At 42.7% G+C, this 19,224-nt stretch carries 13 protein-coding genes; 12 read left to right on the top strand and 1 reads right to left on the bottom strand.

The genetic code is table 11. The annotated features are described in order from the left end of the window. The first annotated feature begins 5 nt into the window (after positions 1-5). The 12 genes from HFD85_RS06355 to HFD85_RS06415 all read left to right on the top strand — a co-directional run bounded on the left by HFD85_RS06355 (position 6) and on the right by HFD85_RS06415 (position 18,389). Positions 6-1,472, top strand: coding sequence for a RagB/SusD family nutrient uptake outer membrane protein (locus tag HFD85_RS06355; RefSeq protein ID WP_167606335.1), 1,467 nt, complete (start codon positions 6-8; stop codon positions 1,470-1,472). A 102-nt stretch (positions 1,473-1,574) separates the two neighbouring features. Then, the gene (locus tag HFD85_RS06360) at positions 1,575-1,925 is read left to right on the top strand and encodes a sulfatase/phosphatase domain-containing protein (protein WP_167606338.1); all 351 of its coding nucleotides are present in this window, start codon (positions 1,575-1,577) and stop codon (positions 1,923-1,925) included. A gap of 195 nt (positions 1,926-2,120) precedes the next feature. Continuing rightward, positions 2,121-3,527, top strand: a complete 1,407-nt coding sequence (locus HFD85_RS06365) for a sulfatase family protein (protein WP_167606341.1) — start codon at positions 2,121-2,123, stop codon at positions 3,525-3,527. 131 nt (positions 3,528-3,658) lie between these two features. Further along, complete coding sequence (locus HFD85_RS06370) at positions 3,659-5,542, top strand: glycoside hydrolase family 2 protein (protein WP_167606344.1); 1,884 nt, start codon at positions 3,659-3,661, stop codon at positions 5,540-5,542. Between the two features lie 8 nt (positions 5,543-5,550). Continuing rightward, the gene (locus HFD85_RS06375) at positions 5,551-6,957 is read left to right on the top strand and encodes a sulfatase family protein (RefSeq protein WP_167606347.1); all 1,407 of its coding nucleotides are present in this window, start codon (positions 5,551-5,553) and stop codon (positions 6,955-6,957) included. 41 nt (positions 6,958-6,998) lie between these two features. Then, on the top strand, positions 6,999-8,645 hold the full coding sequence (locus tag HFD85_RS06380) for an arylsulfatase (RefSeq protein WP_167606350.1): 1,647 nt from the start codon (positions 6,999-7,001) through the stop codon (positions 8,643-8,645). Between the two features lie 11 nt (positions 8,646-8,656). Continuing rightward, the gene (locus HFD85_RS21685; RefSeq protein ID WP_206081870.1) at positions 8,657-10,903 is read left to right on the top strand and encodes a family 43 glycosylhydrolase; all 2,247 of its coding nucleotides are present in this window, start codon (positions 8,657-8,659) and stop codon (positions 10,901-10,903) included. A 1-nt stretch (position 10,904) separates the two neighbouring features. Continuing rightward, positions 10,905-12,305 carry an arylsulfatase B gene (locus HFD85_RS06395; protein ID WP_167606354.1) on the top strand — a complete coding sequence of 467 codons (1,401 nt, stop codon included), beginning with the start codon at positions 10,905-10,907 and terminating at the stop codon, positions 12,303-12,305. A gap of 89 nt (positions 12,306-12,394) precedes the next feature. Beyond that, a complete protein-coding gene (locus HFD85_RS06400) occupies positions 12,395-13,906 on the top strand; it encodes a sulfatase (protein ID WP_167606357.1) in 1,512 nt (503 codons plus the stop codon). 21 nt (positions 13,907-13,927) lie between these two features. After that, positions 13,928-15,367: a sulfatase-like hydrolase/transferase gene (locus HFD85_RS06405; RefSeq protein WP_167606361.1), complete on the top strand. Its 1,440-nt coding sequence runs from the start codon at positions 13,928-13,930 to the stop codon at positions 15,365-15,367. Next, positions 15,364-16,440 (top strand): family 43 glycosylhydrolase, encoded by a 1,077-nt coding sequence (locus HFD85_RS06410; RefSeq protein ID WP_167606365.1) that lies wholly within the window; start codon positions 15,364-15,366, stop codon positions 16,438-16,440. The genes HFD85_RS06405 and HFD85_RS06410 overlap by 4 nt, the downstream gene beginning before the upstream one ends. A 365-nt stretch (positions 16,441-16,805) precedes the next feature. Then, a complete protein-coding gene (locus HFD85_RS06415; protein WP_167606369.1) occupies positions 16,806-18,389 on the top strand; it encodes a sulfatase family protein in 1,584 nt (527 codons plus the stop codon). 486 nt (positions 18,390-18,875) lie between these two features. Here HFD85_RS06415 and HFD85_RS06420 read toward each other — a convergent pair whose 3' ends face one another. Beyond that, entirely contained in the window at positions 18,876-19,214 is a 339-nt protein-coding gene (locus HFD85_RS06420) for a hypothetical protein (RefSeq protein WP_167606373.1), read from the bottom strand. Positions 19,215-19,224 lie beyond the last annotated feature (10 nt).

The raw sequence follows: 19,224 nt of genomic DNA on the forward strand, positions 1-19,224 counted from the left end.
TTATTATGAATTTTAAATATTATTTTTCAACCGTTTTACTGGTAGTATCATTATTGTTTACCAGCTGTGAGGATCAATTAGAAGAAGAGGTATTTTCGCAACTTGATCCGGCCACTTTATTTAATTCTGCAAACGGAATAGAACGTGTTCTTTTTGGGGCATACCGCGACGCCCAAATTACCGATAACTTTGGTGGTAATATTTGGTTTCAGGAAGAATGGACTTGCGACCATTTTTGGGAAACCGGTGGCGCTGTTAATCTTCAGGCAACCGTTATGCTTGCTTTCACTTGGGATGCATCTTATCCAACACACTGGACTGGCTTGTGGAACAACTGTTATTACTCAGTCAGAAATTGTAATCTTGTTTTGGAAAACATTGATCAATCGCCGGTTGATGATGCAACAAAGGCGAGATTAACAGCTGAAGCCCGATTTGTAAGGGCATCTGCATACTACATTTTGTATACCATGTGGGGACCCGTACCGCTTAGGTTAAGCACCACAGGCGATTTGGAAATGGCCCGTGCTACCGATGCCGAAATGCGGGAGTTTTTTGAAAAAGAGTTTACCGATGTTTCTACTGTCCTTCCATCCAGGGATACACCCGGGTATCAGTATGGACGTGCTACAAAAGGAGCTGCACTGGGCTATCTTACAAAATTTTACCTTAATACAAAACAGTGGCAAAAATGCGCTGATGCAGCTAAAAAACTCATGGATTTAGATGAGTACGAGTTATGGTCTGATTATACAACTCTGTTCACGGTTGAAAACGAAACGAAGCAAAAGGAATTAGTCTGGGTTTATCCATGTAGTACACAGCGTCCAGGAAACGAGTTTATGAATGGAGCTTATCCTCCTCAATTTGCAAGAACAGTTGATGGATCTATTGTATTTAAGGTGAACCAGAGGAACTGGGCAAGGCAGGATCGCGTATTGGATTCATTCTATAATTCGTTTGATCCGAATGATGAACGCAGAAAGTTGATAATTACCGAATATATCAATACCGCAGGCAAGACCGTGTCGTTGTTGAATAAGAATAATACACGATCATTCAAATATACGCCTGACCCGGATGCCGTTGGAAACAGCAATGGCAATGACCTTGCAGTTATTCGCTATGCTGATATTTTACTGTCACGTGCGGAAGCATTAAACGAGTTGAACGGGCCCACCCAGGAATCTCTGGATTTAATTCAGCAAGTTCGCGACAGAGCTGGTTTGACAACCCCACTTGTATTGGGCGATTATACAAAAGAATCATTGCGCGACCGGATTCTCGACGAAAGAGGGTGGGAATTATATGGAGAAAAAGTACGCAGACAGGATTTATTGCGTATGGGAAAATTCATCAGCTCAGCCAAGGCAAGAGGGATTACCATTGCTGACGATCATCATAAGCTTTTTCCAATTCCACAAACTGAAATCAATGCTAATCCATTGTGTGAACAAAATCCAGGTTATTAGTTAGAGCATAGTATAGTTTAGGTAAAGCATATCCCTTGAAAAAGGGATATGCTTTCATTTCCTGCGAACAGAGTACATCAGTCAATAAAAAAATCCTATTTTATGATTCAATTTATTATGCTCAGTTGTATTACTTCCGGTATTCAGCATCAAAAAGGTACCCATCCGGGAGTGGCAGTTATTAAAGACAATTATAAACTGATCAAGTACTACGAAGACAATTCTGAATACTTGTTTGATATGGATAAGGATCCTCAGGAGTTGAACAATATTGCTAATTTGAATCAGAAAATTCTCGAGGAGTTAAATCGGGATATCGACAGCTATTTTGAAACGCATGATATACAATTACCCACGCTAAATACAGATTACGATATTAGCAACGATCCGGGTAGAAACTATTTCGGAATTAAAGCGCAATTACTAAAAGAACCGTACTTTATCGTAAAGTAGCATAGGGGTAAACTGCTTTAAAGCATTAAAATAGCTGGGTTCTGATGCTATTCTCCGCGATGGAGTGTTTCCGGGGATTTTAGCAATAAATGTTGAAATCTGAACGAAAGTCCCCATGTCACGAAGATATTTGCTAACGAGAGCCAGTCGGTAGATGTAATTTTGAAAGCTGTATAATATATAATCTAAACAAGTATGTATAAAAACATCATCACTTTAGTTTTCGCATTTCTTTTTGTTAGCGTGTTGCATACAAATGCAGAACAAAAACCTAATATTCTAATCATCATGGCGGATGATTGTACGCACAGTGATTTGCCGCTTTACGGAGGACAGAATGTTAAAACACCACATATCGATCAACTGGCTTCGCAGGGAATGACCTTTAATAATGCCTTTGTCACCATGTCGATGTGTGTGCCCTGCCGTGCTGAATTATATACCGGCTTGCAACCTGTTAGCAGCGGTGTTTGCTGGAACCATGCCATTGCACGAACTGGAACCCAAAGTATTGTTCAATATTTGGGAGAGCTGGATTACCGCGTTGGTATTACCGGTAAAGTACATGCCGACCCCCGCAGTGTTTATCCTTTTGAGATAGTGGAAGGAGTGGAAGACAATTGCGTTTCAACAACAGCAAAATACGATGCTGCCGGTATGAGAGAGTTTATGGCACGCGATCAGGAACAACCCTTCTGTATGGTAACAGCCTTGGTGGTGCCTCATATTCCATGGACAGTTGGCGATCCTTCTCATTTCAAACCCGAAGAATTTGACCTTCCGCCATACCTGGCTGATAACAAAGAAACACGCACCGAATTTGCCAAATACCTGGCCGAAGTAGAGGTGCTTGACCAACAAATAGGAGAAACTTTAGCCTTGCTTGATGAGCTTAATATTGCCGATAATACCATCGTGATTTTTACATCGGAGCAAGGTGCACAGTTGCCATTTTGTAAATGGACCAACTGGAACAATGGCGTGCACACCGGATTTGTTGTGCGCTGGCCCGGAAAAGTAGAAAGTGGTGTCCGCACCGATGCACTTATTCAGTACAACGATGTGTTGCCAACTTTGCTTGATGCACTTGGAAGTACTACCAAAGCCGAATTTGACGGTAGCAGCTTTTTACCCGTTCTGCTCGGAGAAAAAGATACGCACCGCGAATATGCCTACTTTATGCATAACAACGTGCCCGAAGGTCCGGCATATCCAATTCGTTCAGTTACCGATGGTAAGTACCACTACATACGTAATCTTAGCCCTGAAAACCTTTATATCGAGCGGCATCTGATGGCGCGTATGCCACTAAATAAATACTGGCCATCATGGGTTTTCGATGCTTCGGATGATCCTGAAATTTTGGATTTGGTAACCCGTTACCAGAAACGTCCGGCAGAAGAACTTTATAATTTGGTTGACGATCCGAACGAGATGAAGAACCTGAGCAATCAGAAAGAGGTAAGTGGAATTCAGAAAAAGCTTTCGAAGGAACTCGACAAATGGCTGAAAGAACAGGGCGATCCGGGTGCCGGACTCGACACTTACGAAGAGCTTCAAAATGCAAGAAAAGGCAATCATTTTAAAGCCTTAAATGATTGAATTGTAGGTTTTTGGTTGGGAGTTTGGTGGAAATCAAATTTCTGATTTATTAAATGATTTTACCAGTTCTATAATTCAATATCCAGATAGAAATTTAAAACAAGAATAATTTTGCATAAACAATTTAAAAGATGAAGAAGATTAAATTTAATTTAACAGCCATTGTTCTGTTAATCAGCTTTGGACTTTATGCCCAGGATTGGCAGCCGGTAGGCGATAGAATTAAAACCCGCTGGGCTGAAAAAGTAACTCCTGATAATGTTTGGAAAGAATACCCACGTCCTCAAATGGTGCGTCCTGAATGGAAAAGCCTGAACGGTCTTTGGGAATATGCTGTAACATCAAAAAACGCGACAAAACCTGAAGCCTGGGAACAAAATATCCTGGTTCCTTTTGCCTTGGAAACACCACTTTCAGGTGTTGGAAGACGAATTGAATCAAACGAAGTAATTTGGTACAAACAGTCTTTTGAACTGGCTCCAAAAGCAAACGAACGCCAGTTGTTAAATTTCGAAGGTGTTGATTACAAATGTATGGTTTGGGTTAACGGCGAACTGGCCGGTTCGCATGTTGGCGGTAACCTGCCTTTTTCGTTTGATGTAACCGATTTGGTGAAACCGGGCGAAAACGAAGTAAAACTACGCGTGATCGACGGAACAGATGATTTCGACTTATACCAGTTACGCGGAAAACAAAAGCGCGATAACGGTGGTATCTGGTACACGCCATCGTCAGGAATTTGGGCACCTGTTTGGATTGAATCGGTTCCTGAAACCTATATTAAGTCGGTAAAACTATTGGCCGACATGTATGGCGAATTAAAGGCAGAAGCAACAATTGGCGGTTTACAACAAAAAGTCCAGTTGCAGGTTAGCGTTTTTGATAACGACGAGCTTGTGGCACAGAAAAAGGGGCTGTGTAACAACGTATTGTTAAGCGTAAAAAATGCTAAACTTTGGTCTCCTTCGTCTCCAAAACTTTACGATCTGAAAATTGAATTGCTCGATGAAGACGGACAAGTTCTTGATGTTGTAACTTCTTACACCGGATTCAGAACAGTTGGAAAAGCCTGCGATGCAGAAGGTAACTGGCGATTCACTTTAAACGGCAAAGAAATTTTCCATTACGGACCACTTGATCAGGGATGGTGGCCTGAAAGTTTTTTGCTTCCTCCATCGGATGAGGCTATCGTTTGGGAAATGGATTTTCTGAAAAAGGCAGGATTTAACATGATCCGCAAGCATAAAAAAGCTGAAATTCGTCGATATTATTACCATGCCGACCGTATGGGATTTGTAATTTGGCAAGACCAGACATCGGGTGGTAGCGGTGGCCGCGAATGGCCAAAATGGAAAAGACTGCACATGGAGAGCGAAGATTATGCTCCGAAAAGACCAGATCAGTGGCACAGAGAAGATGCACTTGATGCAGACTGGCCGGACTGGGCACATGAGTTATATAAAAACGAACTGAAAACAATGATTGATGTGCTTTACAATCATCCGTCGGTAGTAGTTTGGACAACCTTTAACGAACGCTGGGGGCAACATCGCAGTATGGAAGTTGGTAACTGGGTAGAAGCCTACGATCCGTCGCGCCTGTTAAACATTGCCAGTGGTGGTAACTTCTTCGAAGTGGGCGACATTGCCGATCAGCACGAGTATCCGCATCCAAATTATCCTTTAGACGTAGAACTTTACAATGATTACATAAAAGCTGTTGGTGAATTTGGTGGCCATGGTTGGGCTGAGAAAGACCATATCTGGGATACATCAAAAAGGAACTGGGGTTACGGTGGAATGCCAAAAACTAAAGAAGAATACATCGAACGTTATGTTGAAAGTTGTAGAATTCTTGGTGAGTTAAGAAAAAAAGGAATCAGTGCGGGTGTTTATACCCAAACTACTGATGTTGAAGGTGAACTTAACGGACTGATAACCTACGATAGGGCAGTAATGAAAATATCACCGGAAGAACTTTATGAAATTCATAAAAAAGCCGGATTACTTGATTAATCTGATTCATGAAAAAGAAAGCTATAATACTTAGTATATTTTTCGGTTGTTTGTTGCTTGTTGTTCAAACAGTTTCAGCAGGTAACCCACCTTCCGAAGCAGCCGGTCAGCAACCAAATATCGTATTTATCCTCGCCGATGATTGTACGCACTGGGATATTGGTTGCTACGGAAGTGTGGATTCAAAAACACCTAATATTGATAAGCTGGCTTCAGAGGGGATACTTTTTACACGATGCTACGAAGCAGCTCCGATGTGTTCGCCAACCCGGCATAATATTTTTACCGGTTTGTACCCGGTAAAAACGGGGGCTTATCCAAATCATACTAACGCATATCAGGGAACCGAAAGTATTGTGCAATACCTGACCCCTCTGAGGTACAGGGTTGCACTTTCCGGTAAAAGGCATATTGGTCCCGAAGCGGTATTTCCTTTCGAGTATCTCGGAACCAAAAATAATCCGGAGTTCGATTTGGTTGAAGGGTTTCTAAAGGAAGTGAAAGAAAGCAAAGAAGCCTTTGCATTGATGCTTACTTCAAACGAACCACACACGCAGTGGAGCAAAGGCGATCCATCGCAGTTCGATCCCGAGAAAATTACTTTGCCGCCGCATTTTGTCGATACAAAAGAAACCCGCGAAGCCTATTGCCGGTACCTCGCCGAAATTAACTTCCTCGACGGGCAGGTAGAACAAGCACTCACTTTGCTCGATAAATACGGTTTTACCGAAAATACAATGGTTGTTTTTGCCAGCGAGCAGGGCAACAGTTTCCCCTTTGCCAAATGGACCTGTTACGAGGCCGGTGTTAAATCGGCACTAATAGCCAAAATGCCGCAAAAAATTCAGCCCGGAACCACATCAAATGCCATTGTGGAATATTCCGATTTGCTGCCAACTTTTATTGATGCGGCTGGTGGTAAAATTCCCGAGAAACTGGATGGAAAAAGTCTATTACCGCTAATGCTCGGAAAAGCTGAAAAAGTAAAAGATTACGCTTACAGCCTGCAGACAACAAGAGGTATTCATAATGGCAGCGAACAGTATCCTATTCGGGCTATTGTAAACGATCGTTACCGCTATATCTGGAATATTACACCCGATGTTGAATTCAAAAACGTGGTAAACAACAGAGGTGAAAAAGGTACACTGTGGTACAAATCGTGGGAAGAAAAAGCGGAAACAGATAAGAACGCCGAGGCCCTCGTGAAAAAGTATCGAATTAGACCGGAAGAGGAACTTTACGACATTATTGACGATAAGTGGTGTGAGAAAAACCTGGCCGAGTTGCCTGAATTTGAAAGCATAAAAAAGCAGCTTCGAAACGAGCTGATTAAATGGATGGAAGAATGCGGAGACGAGGGATTAAAAACCGAAATGGAAGCTTTTGAACACATGCCGGGTAGACATAACTAAAAAGTAAAACTATAAACACGAGTCTAAACCAATTAAAAAAAATGAAACAAATCTGCCTGCTTTTTTTTGTGAGCTTTTTACTGATCAATTGTAAAGGCGAAAAACAAAATACGGAACAATCGGAGCCCGGTCGTCCAAATATCATTTTAATTCTTTCGGACGATATGGGATATTCCGATCTGGGTTGCTACGGCGGCGAAGTGGAAACACCAAACCTGGATGCCCTGGCAGCAAACGGTTTACGTTTTACCCAGTTTTACAACGGTGCGCGTTGTTGCCCAACTCGTGCCAGTTTAATTTCGGGTTGTTACCCGCACCAGGTTGGAATTGGGCACATGACCAACACACCAAATAATTTTGCCGAGCACGATTTGGGAATTACGGAATACCGTGGCTTTTTAAACGGTAATGCGGTTACCATTGGTGAAGTAATGAAAGATGCCGGTTATGCAACCCTGATGACCGGGAAATGGCACCTTGGAATTTCCGATAAACAAAAATGGCCGCTTCAACGTGGGTTTGATAAGTTTTACGGAATTATACCCGGCGCAAGTAACTTTTTTAAACCTACATATCCGCGCGGAATTACTTACATGAACGATACGATTTCAGTTACCGACGAGGATTATTATACCACCGATGCTTTTACCGATTATGCGATTAAATTCATCGACGAATCGGCGCAGGAAGAACCTGAAAAACCGTTTTTCCTTTACCTGGCTTACACCGCGCCACACTGGCCTATGAATGCCCCTCAAAATGTAGTTGAAAAATACAAAGGCAAATACATGGAGGGATGGACAAAGCTGCGCGAAACACGATTTGCCCGCATGAAAGAGATGGGAATCATTGATGAGAACTGGGAACTCAGCGACCAGGATTCAAGAGAATGGGATTCCTTGGACGATGAAAAGAAAAAGGAGATGGATGTGCGCCGGGCTATTTATTCGGCAATGATCGATCAGATGGATCAGAACATTGGTAAACTGGTTGACTACCTTAAAAAAGAGGATGAATTGGATAATACGCTGATCATTTTCCTGAATGACAACGGAGCATGTGCCGAAGGTGGAGAACTGGGCGGCGGTCCTGCAGAGCAGCTCGAAACCAAAGAGGGTTATTTCCTGACCTATGGCGGCGCCTGGGCCAATGCATCAAACACACCCTACCGCGAATACAAACACTGGGTACACGAAGGTGGAATCGGTACACCTTTTATTGTGCACTATCCCAACCTTATTCCTAAAGAAAAACAGGGACAGCTTGTTTCAGAATACGGCTTTTTGCCCGATCTGATGGCCACTTTTGTTGATGTTGCACAAACAAGCTACCCTACAGAATACAATGGAAACGAGATTGTACCGGCGGCTGGTAAAAGTTTGGTTCCGCTTTTCGAAGGAGAGAACAAACGCATTCATACCGAACCTATTTTCTGGGAACACGAAGGAAACAAAGCCGTTCGTTTGGGTAAATACAAGCTGGTTTCGAAATGGAACAACAAACGCGAAACCGAGTGGGAATTGTACGATATGGAAACCGACCGGACCGAGATGAACGATTTAGCCCAAAGTATGCCCGGGAAGGTTGCCGAGATGGACAAAATGTACAGAGAATGGGCCACAAAAAATAATGTGCTGCCCTGGACTGAGATAAGGAAAATGTATCAGGAAAAGAGAAAAAAGAACTGAAAATCAAGGATATGATCTCAATAAACATAAATAAGGTTATTGTACTGCTGATTTTACTGTCAGGCTTTTTTATGGCTTGCACTAAAAAAAATCATACGGAACAAGCTAAACAATGGAGCATCGAAAAAGCCAATTCATGGTACGATCAGTACCCGTTTCTTGTAGGTGGAAATTATGTGCCGGCCTCGGCCATCAACCAGCTGGAAATGTGGCAGGAAGATACTTTCGACCCGGATCGAATTGATTTTGAATTGCGCCGGGCCTCAGAAATCGGTATGAATACCATGCGCGTATTTCTACACGATTTGGCATGGAAACAAGATAACGAAGGATTTTTTAATCGGGTAGATCAGTTTCTGACGATTGCCGACAAACACGGAATTAAACCCATGTTTGTGATCTTTGACGGTGTTTGGAATCCGTATCCAAAAGCAGGGAAACAACCGGAGCCGGTGCCACATGTGCACAATTCGGGCTGGGTGCAATCGCCCGGTCGAGAAATTTTAGAGAACTCCGAAAAACAGGACGAGCTAAAAGAATACGTTCAGGCTGTTATTACAAGATATAAAGATGACGAACGGGTTTTGATTTGGGATTTGTTTAACGAACCCGATAATTCGAATGCCGGAAACTTTGGAGGTGGAAGTAAAGAGCAGGAAATGGCTCCGGAAGAAAAACTGGAGCGGGCACTGGAGCTGTTGCAGAAGGCATTTGCCTGGGCGCGCGAAATAAATCCTTCGCAACCTTTAACTGCAGGTGTTTGGGGAGCTCCAACCTGGTTACAAGAACCTGATTCCATAGAAAAATTCAGTCTCGAAAATTCGGATATTATCTCATTTCACAGTTATGATGGTCTGGAATCAACGCAGAAAATGGTTGATGGTCTGAAAAAATATAAGCGCCCGTTAATGTGTACCGAGTACATGGCCCGCACGGCAGGTTCAACATTTGAAGCCATTCTGCCCATCTTTCATAAAAACAGGGTGGCCGCTTACAACTGGGGTTTGTTTTCCGGTAAATCGCAAACCATTTATCCATGGGAATCGTGGACAAAAGAATATACCGCTGAACCGGAGCTCTGGTTTCACGATGTGTTTAGGGAAGATGGAACACCCTATGATAAGCAGGAAACAAGGTTAATTCAACAATTATCGATAAGGCCGGTTACCGTTTTAAGCAAAACTCCGGCAGTAGCAAAACCCGACAACCGGGAAACAATAGAAGCCGGACTACAGGCACACGATAAATCGTTGTTTATAAAAGACGGCTGGATTCGTGATCCATATATTGTTACAAGTCCCGATGGCGACTACTACCTCACCGGAACAACTCCTTTAAATGATGAGGATTGGGTGAATACCGACCCGTACAATTTGGGATTGGGCGACTATTCCTGCGTGGGCTGGAAGGCGCACATTTGGAAAAGCAAGGATTTAATCGACTGGGAACCGGTGGAAAATGCCTTTAGTTTAAAAGATGGTATTTGGGCAAAAACACATCCGGAAAGTTTTGAGGACACCGATTCTTCAAAATGGTTGTTGTGGGCACCCGAAATTCACTGGACAGGCGATCGCTGGGCTTTGGTTCATACCAGCCCTTTCCCGCAAAACGGGGCAAACCTGTCGCTTTCAAACGGTGCAGAACCTGTTGGCCCATGGGAAAATCCAATGGGAGAGAAGATTGGACGGCGACATGATCCATCTTTATTTAAAGACGACGATGAAAGCTGGTGGCTGATTTGGGGCGCTACACAAATTGCTAAATTAAAACCTGACTTTTCAGGTTTTGAAGGTGAACCAATAAGAATAGGACCTAGTGGTGACACTAAGAATATGGGCCACGAAGGTTGCCTGATTATGAAAATTGATGGGAAATACGTGTTGTTTGGTACGGGCTGGTCAACAGGCCTGATGCGACGTGGAACCTATAATTTGTATTATGCCGTAGCCGATAAAATTACCGGCCCATACAGCGAACGCAAATTTGTGGGACGTTTCCTCGGGCACGGAACGCCTTTCAAAACCAAAGACGGAAACTGGTGGTGTACTGCCTTTTTTAACGCCAATGTGCCGCCGCTTGATCCAGCAGGGATTGAAGATGACAATTTGATTTTTACAGCAGCTTCCATTAATCAGCGCGGAACTACAATTGTTCCTCTCGATGTTTTTACTAACGATGAAGGAGAACTGATTATCCGCGCAAAAGTTTCGGAATACGCAACTCGGGGACCGGACGAAGCACAGAAATTTGATGAATAATATGAAGAACTGGTATTTACAAACAATAGTACTTCTCGCAATAGTTGCAGTTGGCAGCTTTGGGTCATTTGCCGGAAACGAAACCACTTCAAAGCCAAATATCATTATCATTCTTGCTGATGATCTTGGTTATGCTGATGTTGGTTTTCATGGAAGCGATATTAAAACACCACATATCGATCGTATTGCAAGCGAAGGTGTGGTGCTTGAGCAGTATTACGCCTGCCCGATGTGTTCGCCAACCCGGGCCGGATTAATGACCGGCCGTTACCCCATTCGTTTCGGATTGATGCGCGCGGTTGTTCCGCCTCAACGTGTGTTTGGTATGCCACCCGAGGAAACAACCATTGCCGAAATGCTAAGCGAAGCAGGGTACAAATACCGCGGTATAACCGGAAAGTGGCACCTTGGTCACCAGGAAAAGAAATGGACACCGGCCAACCAGGGGTTTACGTTTTTTGAAGGATGTCACAACGGTGCAGTCGATTATTTTACACAAGACAGAAACGGAGAACGGGATTGGCAGGAATTGGCCAAACCTTCGGAAAAGACTGGTTATACAACCGATTTAATTGGCAACGCTGCCGTTGAATTTATTCAATCTGTTCCAAAGGATGAACCTTTCTTTTTGTATGTGCCTTTTACGGCTCCTCATTCGCCGTTTCAAGCCAAAGATGAGGATTTGAAAAAATATCCAAATCGGCAAGGAGACAAGAAAACTTATGCCGCCATGGTTGATTGTATGGATCAGAATATTGGAAGAATATTGGCCAGCATCGAAGATCGTGGACAGTTGGATAATACCTTCATATTGTTTTGCAGCGATAATGGTGGCGTTAAAAAGGTGGCCGATAATTCACCTCACCGTGGTTCAAAACTTACTGTTTACGAAGGAGGAATAAATGTTGTTGCCGCAGTCAGGTGGCCGGCCGGAAATATTTCGGGTGGCAAAATAATTGAAGAGAGAGTTGGATACATTGATGTATTTCCAACAATTGCCGGAATTGCCGGTTGCAATCAATTACCGGCTGAATTGGATGGGATAGATATGATAGAAGCACTACAAGGTGAAAAATTGCCGGATCGCACCTGGTTTACCTATCTCGACCAAGGCGGGGAGAAAGTGGAGCAGTTTGCCTTAAATACCGACGAGTGGAAGTTAATATGGCGACGTAATGCAGCTGATAGTTCGAGAGAACAAGAAAAAACCGAGCTGTACCGGATAGGTGAGGATCCTGGTGAAGTCGTTAATTTAAATACGGAACAAGAGGCAGTTGTCGAAAAGCTAAAAATGGAAATCGGTAATATTTATAAGTTAAAATCGAAAAATCAAATACCGAGATACGATGAAAAAGAAAAGCTTTCCGGTCCGGTCTTGCCAAACTGGTTTCCGGAAAATTAAAACGCAGGACTTAGAAGATAAGGAGAGAGGAAAAGCAGTAAAGAGCAGATAGCTAAGAATAAAAATTTTTGTATAAACAGTATTACGATATGAAAAATCGAATTTATTTTATCATTGCACTGGTGTTGTTGGTAAGCAACGTAAAATACACTTTTGCACAGAAATCAGAAAAACCCAATGTACTATTGATTTTGGTCGACGACTTGAAACCCAACCTGGGGGTTTATGGCGATGAAACCGCAAAAAGTCCGAATATCGATCGGCTGGCTTCAAAAGGAATGACCTTTAAAAATGCTTATTGTAACCAGGCAGTTTGTATGGCATCGCGCTATAACTTATTACTTGGGGCCCGTTCAACCAGTACCGGAATTTTCAATTTTGGCACCCAGTTTCGCGAAGTATACCCTGATGCAGTTACTTTGCCTCAGTATTTTATGAATGCAGGTTACCACGTTGAATCGATGGGTAAGGTATTTCATATCGGGCACGGAAACGACAACGACGAAGCATCGTGGAGTATTCCTCACCACAAAGAAAAAGTAATTGAATACCTGGTTCCTGAAAGTACCAACAGAGAGTTAACCCGTGAAGAGGCTTATTTCCAAAACTCGGCAATGTTTATCGAAGATCTTCCTAAAAACTGGAAATTACCAAGAGGTGCAGCCTGGGAAAGCCCTGATGTGCTGGACGAAGCGTATGCCGATGGACGTGTAGCAACACATGCTATTAACCGCTTGCGAAAATTGAGTAAAAATCCTGATCAGCCGTTTTTTATGGCCGTTGGATTTGCCCGTCCGCACCTGCCATTCTGTGCTCCTAAAAAATACTGGGATATGTATGATCCCAACGAACTACCTATGCCAGTAAACGAAGAGCAACCCAAGGATGCACCTGAATGTGCCTTAAAACGAAGGGGCGAAATTGTTCAGTTTTTCCCGATTCCTGAACAGGAAACAGGGATTTATGATGACGACTTAAAGCGAAAGCTGATTCACGGTTATTATGCCAGTATGAGTTACATGGATGCTCAGCTGGGGCGCGTAGTTGAAGAGTTGGAACGTCTGGGCCTGGACGAAAACACCATCATTGTGTTATGGGGCGACCACGGCTGGCATTTGGGCGATCACGGAACATGGACAAAACATACGAACTTTGAACAGGCAACCCGAATTCCTATTGTTTATGTTGCTCCGGGTGTAACAACTCCGGGTACAAAAACCGACCAGTTAACTGAAACTGTTGATATTTACACCACTTTGGCTGACCTTGCAGGCCTTGGAAAACCAGATGTTCCGCAACCAATTGACGGAACCAGTTTGGTACCTGTTTTAAAAGATGGTACAAAGCGAGTGAAGGATCATGCCTATCATGCTTTTAACAAAGGTGGCTATATGGGAGAAGCCATACGCACAGAGCAGTACCGTATGGTGCGCTGGACACCAATGAGAGATGCGAACAAAGAAGTTTTGTATGAGTTGTACGACTACGTAAACGATCCGCATGAAACTCAAAACTGGGCAGCGCAAAAGCCTGAAAAGGTTGCTGAACTGGAACAGTTGTTAAACAGTCACCCAAAGGCAAAAACAAGGCCTGGGAAGTAGAGTCAAATTAATCATCGAATTATGAATCGAATAATTATTTTTCTATCAATAATTTTATCGTTTTGCTTTACAAATACCTTTGCCGGCAATGGTGTTCAGCAAAACAACGATAAAAAAACAAACATCCTTTTTGTCTTTATCGACGATATGGGCTTTGCCGATTTAGGATGTTATGGACGAGAAGATGTTCATACGCCAAATATCGATCGTTTGGCGAGTGAGGGGATTTTATTTACCCAGTTTTATGTGAACTCGCCAATTTGTTCTCCATCGCGAACAGCGGCTACAACCGGGCAATATCCGGCGCGTTGGGGAATAACTTCCTACATCGACAGCCGTAAAGCGAATGAAAACCGGGGAATGAAAAATTACCTCGATTTGTCGGCTCCGTCGGTAGCCCGCAACATTCAGGCAGCAGGCTATTACACCGCACACATTGGCAAATGGCACATGGGTGGCGGACGCGATGTCGGTGAGGCTCCGTTAATTACGGAGTACGGTTTTGACGAATCGGTAACACAGTTTGAAGGTTTGGGCGAGCGTTTTCTGGCGACCTACGAAACGCTGAATCTTCCAGACAGTACGCGCGGATTGGAAAAACAATCTGCCCGCTTGGGAAGGGGAGAAGTACATTGGGCAAAACGCGAGAATTTTACACAGATTTTTGTCGACCGCACCATTGATGCCATTGAAAATGCACAAAAAGCGAACAAGCCTTTTTACATTAATCTTTGGCCCGATGATATCCATACGCCGCTTGAGCCGCCAAAAGAATTACGTGGTGACCTATCAACAAAAGCACGGTTTTTGGGTGTGATGCAAGAGATCGACAAACACATGGGCCGACTTTTTGATTACATTCGAAGTAATCCGCAACTCCGCGATAATACGCTGATAATTTTTACCAGCGATAATGGTCCCGACAAAGCAGTGAACACAGCAGGACCATTTCGTGGCTACAAAACAGTGCTGTACGAAGGCGGATTCCGTGAACCGTTTATCAGCTGGTGGCCGGGTAAAATTTCAGAGAAGAAAGCGGGCACAAAGAACACTAAAACGGTAATGGCCGCAATCGATCTTCCTTTGGTATTTATGGAAATTGCGGGAGCCACTCCGGATGAAAATGTAACATACGATGGCGAGTTGATGCTGGATGCCATTTCTGGGAAAAAACAACAAAAAAGATCAAAACCGATTTTTTGGATTCGCCCACCGGATCGCCCGGGGTATGAAGGAACCCGAGCGCCGGATTTGGCTGTTCGAAAAGGAGATTACAAGTTGCTGATGAATTTCGATGGATCGAATGTTCAGCTGTATAACCTTGAAAAAGACATGGGCGAAACACAGAACTTAAAAGATAAGGAACCCGGCAAAGCTGCCGAGTTAAAAAAAGAGCTGGAAGAATGGTTTAACACCTATCCGTTAGACATTGATTTAACAAAGTTCTCCTTTAAAAAATGATGAATAATACCCTTAAATTCCTGGTGTTTCTGTTAGCTTCATTTTGTTTTGTTGCTTGTGCGCACAACAATAGCAAGAAGCAAAATGATGTTCCGGCACCTCTTTTTGTAGATCCAAACTATCAGGGATCCTGCGACCCGGAGATCGTTTGGAACGAACACGAACAGCAGTGGTACATTTATTATACAGCCCGTCGTCCGATGCTGGAAAATACCTGGCTGCAAACACCAATTGGGGTGGCTGTTTCAAAAGACATGATAAACTGGGAATTTAAGGGTTATTGCAAATTTGATGGTGTAGGCGGTGAAAAAAATGCAGCATCAACATTTTGGGCGCCTGCAATTATTTCGGCCACCGATACTTTGCACATGTTTGTAACCTGGAAACCCGACACCATCCCAACTCAGGGTGCCTGGGGTGGGCAGGGGTGGATTGTGCATTATAAAACACCTCTTACGAACCCTGTTGATGGCTGGCAAAAGGTAAGTGCCTTGCATGGCGATAACCTGAATACAATCGATGCTACCGTTTACCAAAGTAAAAATCAGTATCACGTTTGGTTTAAAGGAAAGGAACAGGGAGCAAAGAAAAATGAGCTCTACCATTTAACCACTTCCGATTTTACAAACTGGCAAAAAGCCGGCTTTTCAAAAAGCGATGTATTTAATGCCGAAGCAACCGGATCCAATTTCGAGGAGGCTCCTTATATTTTTCAGTGGAAAGGGAAGTATTGGTTGATTACCGATCCGCACAACGGCTTTTTTGTATACAGTTCTGCCGATGCCGAAAACTGGAAATTTCAGGGTACGATATTAAAAGAAGGTGGCACACGAAATTTGGATAATTCGATGGCGCGGCATTGCAGCGTTGCAGTAAAAGACGGCCGGGCTTTTATTTTTTATCATGTGGAACCCTGGCGGCGTTACGATCTCGAAAAACTAAAAGGCGAGGGGAGAAAACGGATTTTCGATCAGCCATTAAAAAACAGGGAAAGTGTGCTGCAAATGGCAGAGCTGGAAATAGTTAACGGCCAATTGATTTGTAACAGAAATAAAAGAGTAGAATTGGAATAATTGAGGTATACTTGTTTTCTCATGGTGCAGCAGCTGTCTGTTATGATCTCTGGGATGACAATTATGCGCCAAATATTCTGATGGAAAGTCGCAGGTCAGAAAATTTGAATATCGCCTTATTTGCATTTAATTTGCCAATTCATCGATCACAAAGAACCTTTTATTAAAACTCTTAAGGAAGTGCACGAATTTTTGGATCGTCACCATAACATTAAGGCGGCTTGCACAGATTTTGGGGGAAGTTTGAATTTGGTGCCTACTAATTGGAAATTTGAAGAATAGTAGTGCATTAGAATATATAGTTTAATTTAGGATTGCGAATCATAATCGAAACCAAGTTATTCAGAACCAAAAACTAATCAAATATGAAACAAATTCTTTCAATAGCAGCAATTCTGGTTGTTAGCATTTTGAGTGGATGTCAGCCAGGTAAAGAAAGAGTGGAAAAGCGAGCTCCCAATATCCTTTTTGCTATTGCTGATGATGCTTCCTGGAAACATTTTGGTGCTTACGGATGCGACTGGGTGAAAACACCAGCTTTTGACCGAATTGCCAAAAATGGAATTCTGTTTACTCGTGCCTACACTCCCAATGCTAAATGTGCGCCATCACGGTCGTGCATATTAACCGGGCGTAACACCTGGCAAATGGAAGAAGCTTGTAACCATTCACCAAATTTCCCGGCCAAATTTAAAACATATCCTGAGGTGTTAAGCGAAAACGGTTACTTTGTTGGAAGTGTCGGGAAAGGTTGGGCTCCGGGTAATCCGGGCAAAATAAATGGGAAAAGACGGGAGCTTACCGGTGTCAAATTCGATGAACTTAAAGTACCCCCGGTTACCACCGGCATTTCAACAAATGACTATGCTGCAAATTTTGAGGCATTTCTGGCTGCACGTCCTGCTGACAAGCCATTTTGTTTTTGGTACGGTTGTTTCGAGCCACACCGGAATTATGAGTTTAAATCAGGAATAAACAAGGGAAATAAGAATATTGACGAAATCGATGAAGTACCTTCATTTTGGCCCGATGTTGACACCGTAAGGGCAGACATGCTGGATTATGCTTTTGAGATAGAGCATTTTGATGCACATTTAAACCGGATGTTACGAAAGCTGGAGGAAATTGGAGAATTAGAAAATACCATCGTTATTGTAACTGCAGACAACGGAATGCCATTTCCGCGCATTAAAGGGCAGGAATACGAGTACTCTAATCATTTGCCACTGGCAATATGTTGGCCCAATGGTATTAAAAATCCTGGTCGTATTGTCGATGATTTTGTGAATTTTATTGATTTTGTACCTACCTATCTTGAATTGACAGGATTGACAGCAGAGCAAGTTGGAATGCAGCCAACTACTGGTAATAGCCTTACTGATATTTTTTATTCAAAAAAAGATGGAACTGTAAATCCCGAACGTGATTTTGTTCTGATAGGAAAAGAACGTCACGATATTGGCCGGCCAAATGATCAGGGCTACCCCATCCGGGGAATAATCCGTGATAATTATTTGTACATCCGCAATTTCAAACCGGAGCGTTGGCCCGCTGGAAATCCCGAGACCGGATATCTAAATTGTGATGGAAGTCCTACAAAGACATACATTCTCGATACCCGGAGAAAGAAAGGACAACTTGAATATTGGCAGCTCAATTTTGGAAAACGCGTTTCAGAAGAGCTATACAATATTAACACGGATCCGTTTTGTATGAAAAATCTTGCCTTAGATGAAGCTTTTGCTGAGCTCAAAAACAAAATGGATGAAGAGATGCTGGAAAAATTAAGGATGCAAGGCGATCCCAGGATACTTGGCAACGGCGATGTTTTCGATAATTATGAATACTCTGGTGTAGTCAGAAATTACTACAATCGTTATATGCAAGGTGAAGAAGTGCCTGCTAATTGGGTGAACAAGAGTGATTACGATGCTGAACTGGCGGAATAAATTGGTGTTTTATCCAATATCTTTAATCGAAAAGGCTAAAAAAGTGTAGAAAGGAGCAACAATTTATTTAGGTTGAGAGCATTTCTGCGTGATGTTCAATTAGCTTAATAATGGCAGTACAACCCTAACAGCTTTGTCAAAAATCCGTGTATCCCTGCATTGGTGCTTCCTTTAGGAATGGAACTATTTATTAGTTATTTATGGTCTTTTTTTGATGACAATTTTGTGCAAATAAAAAGGGCTCACAACTTAATTCGGTTGTGAACCCTTTCGTTTTTTTCAGTAGCGAGAGGCGGGCTTGAACCGCCGACCCCCTGATTACATGTCATAATATTTAAAGAGCATAGCCCACGCAGTATGAAAGTTGAATATGTTTTCTATTTTATTCAACGATACAGCCGAATAAATCCACTTAATTTCTGTGTGTCCAATACTCTTTATACACCAGCTTGATTCAATATTTAATCCGAAATAACTTTTCTATAGTTATGCTTTTAACATCGAAATCTGTCTGTCAATGAGGCTTTTCCAGTCTTTTGGAAATTGTACTTTAATAGTGTAATAAGAATTCTCATGCCCAAAGAAGATGTCTTTACTAAATAATCCGAACCACTTGCGTATGTTTAATGAATGAATCTGAGCAAGATTAAAAGTCTCCAAAATCCTGCCTTCCTCATTCGCAAAGAATAATTTTTTCTTAGTTAAAATTAATTTTCCCCTTGTTTTGCTTTTGATAGTAACCAGTTTGCAGTCGGTCTCAATCTCAATCACGATCCTTTCGTTGATTAGCTGTTCTGTGATAACCATTTTATTTAGTTTAGCCATAGCACTATTT

Origin of the sequence: Maribellus sediminis, from assembly GCF_011799805.1 — a bacterium.
In the GTDB taxonomy this organism is placed as follows: Bacteria; Bacteroidota; Bacteroidia; order Bacteroidales; family Prolixibacteraceae; genus Draconibacterium; species Draconibacterium sediminis_A.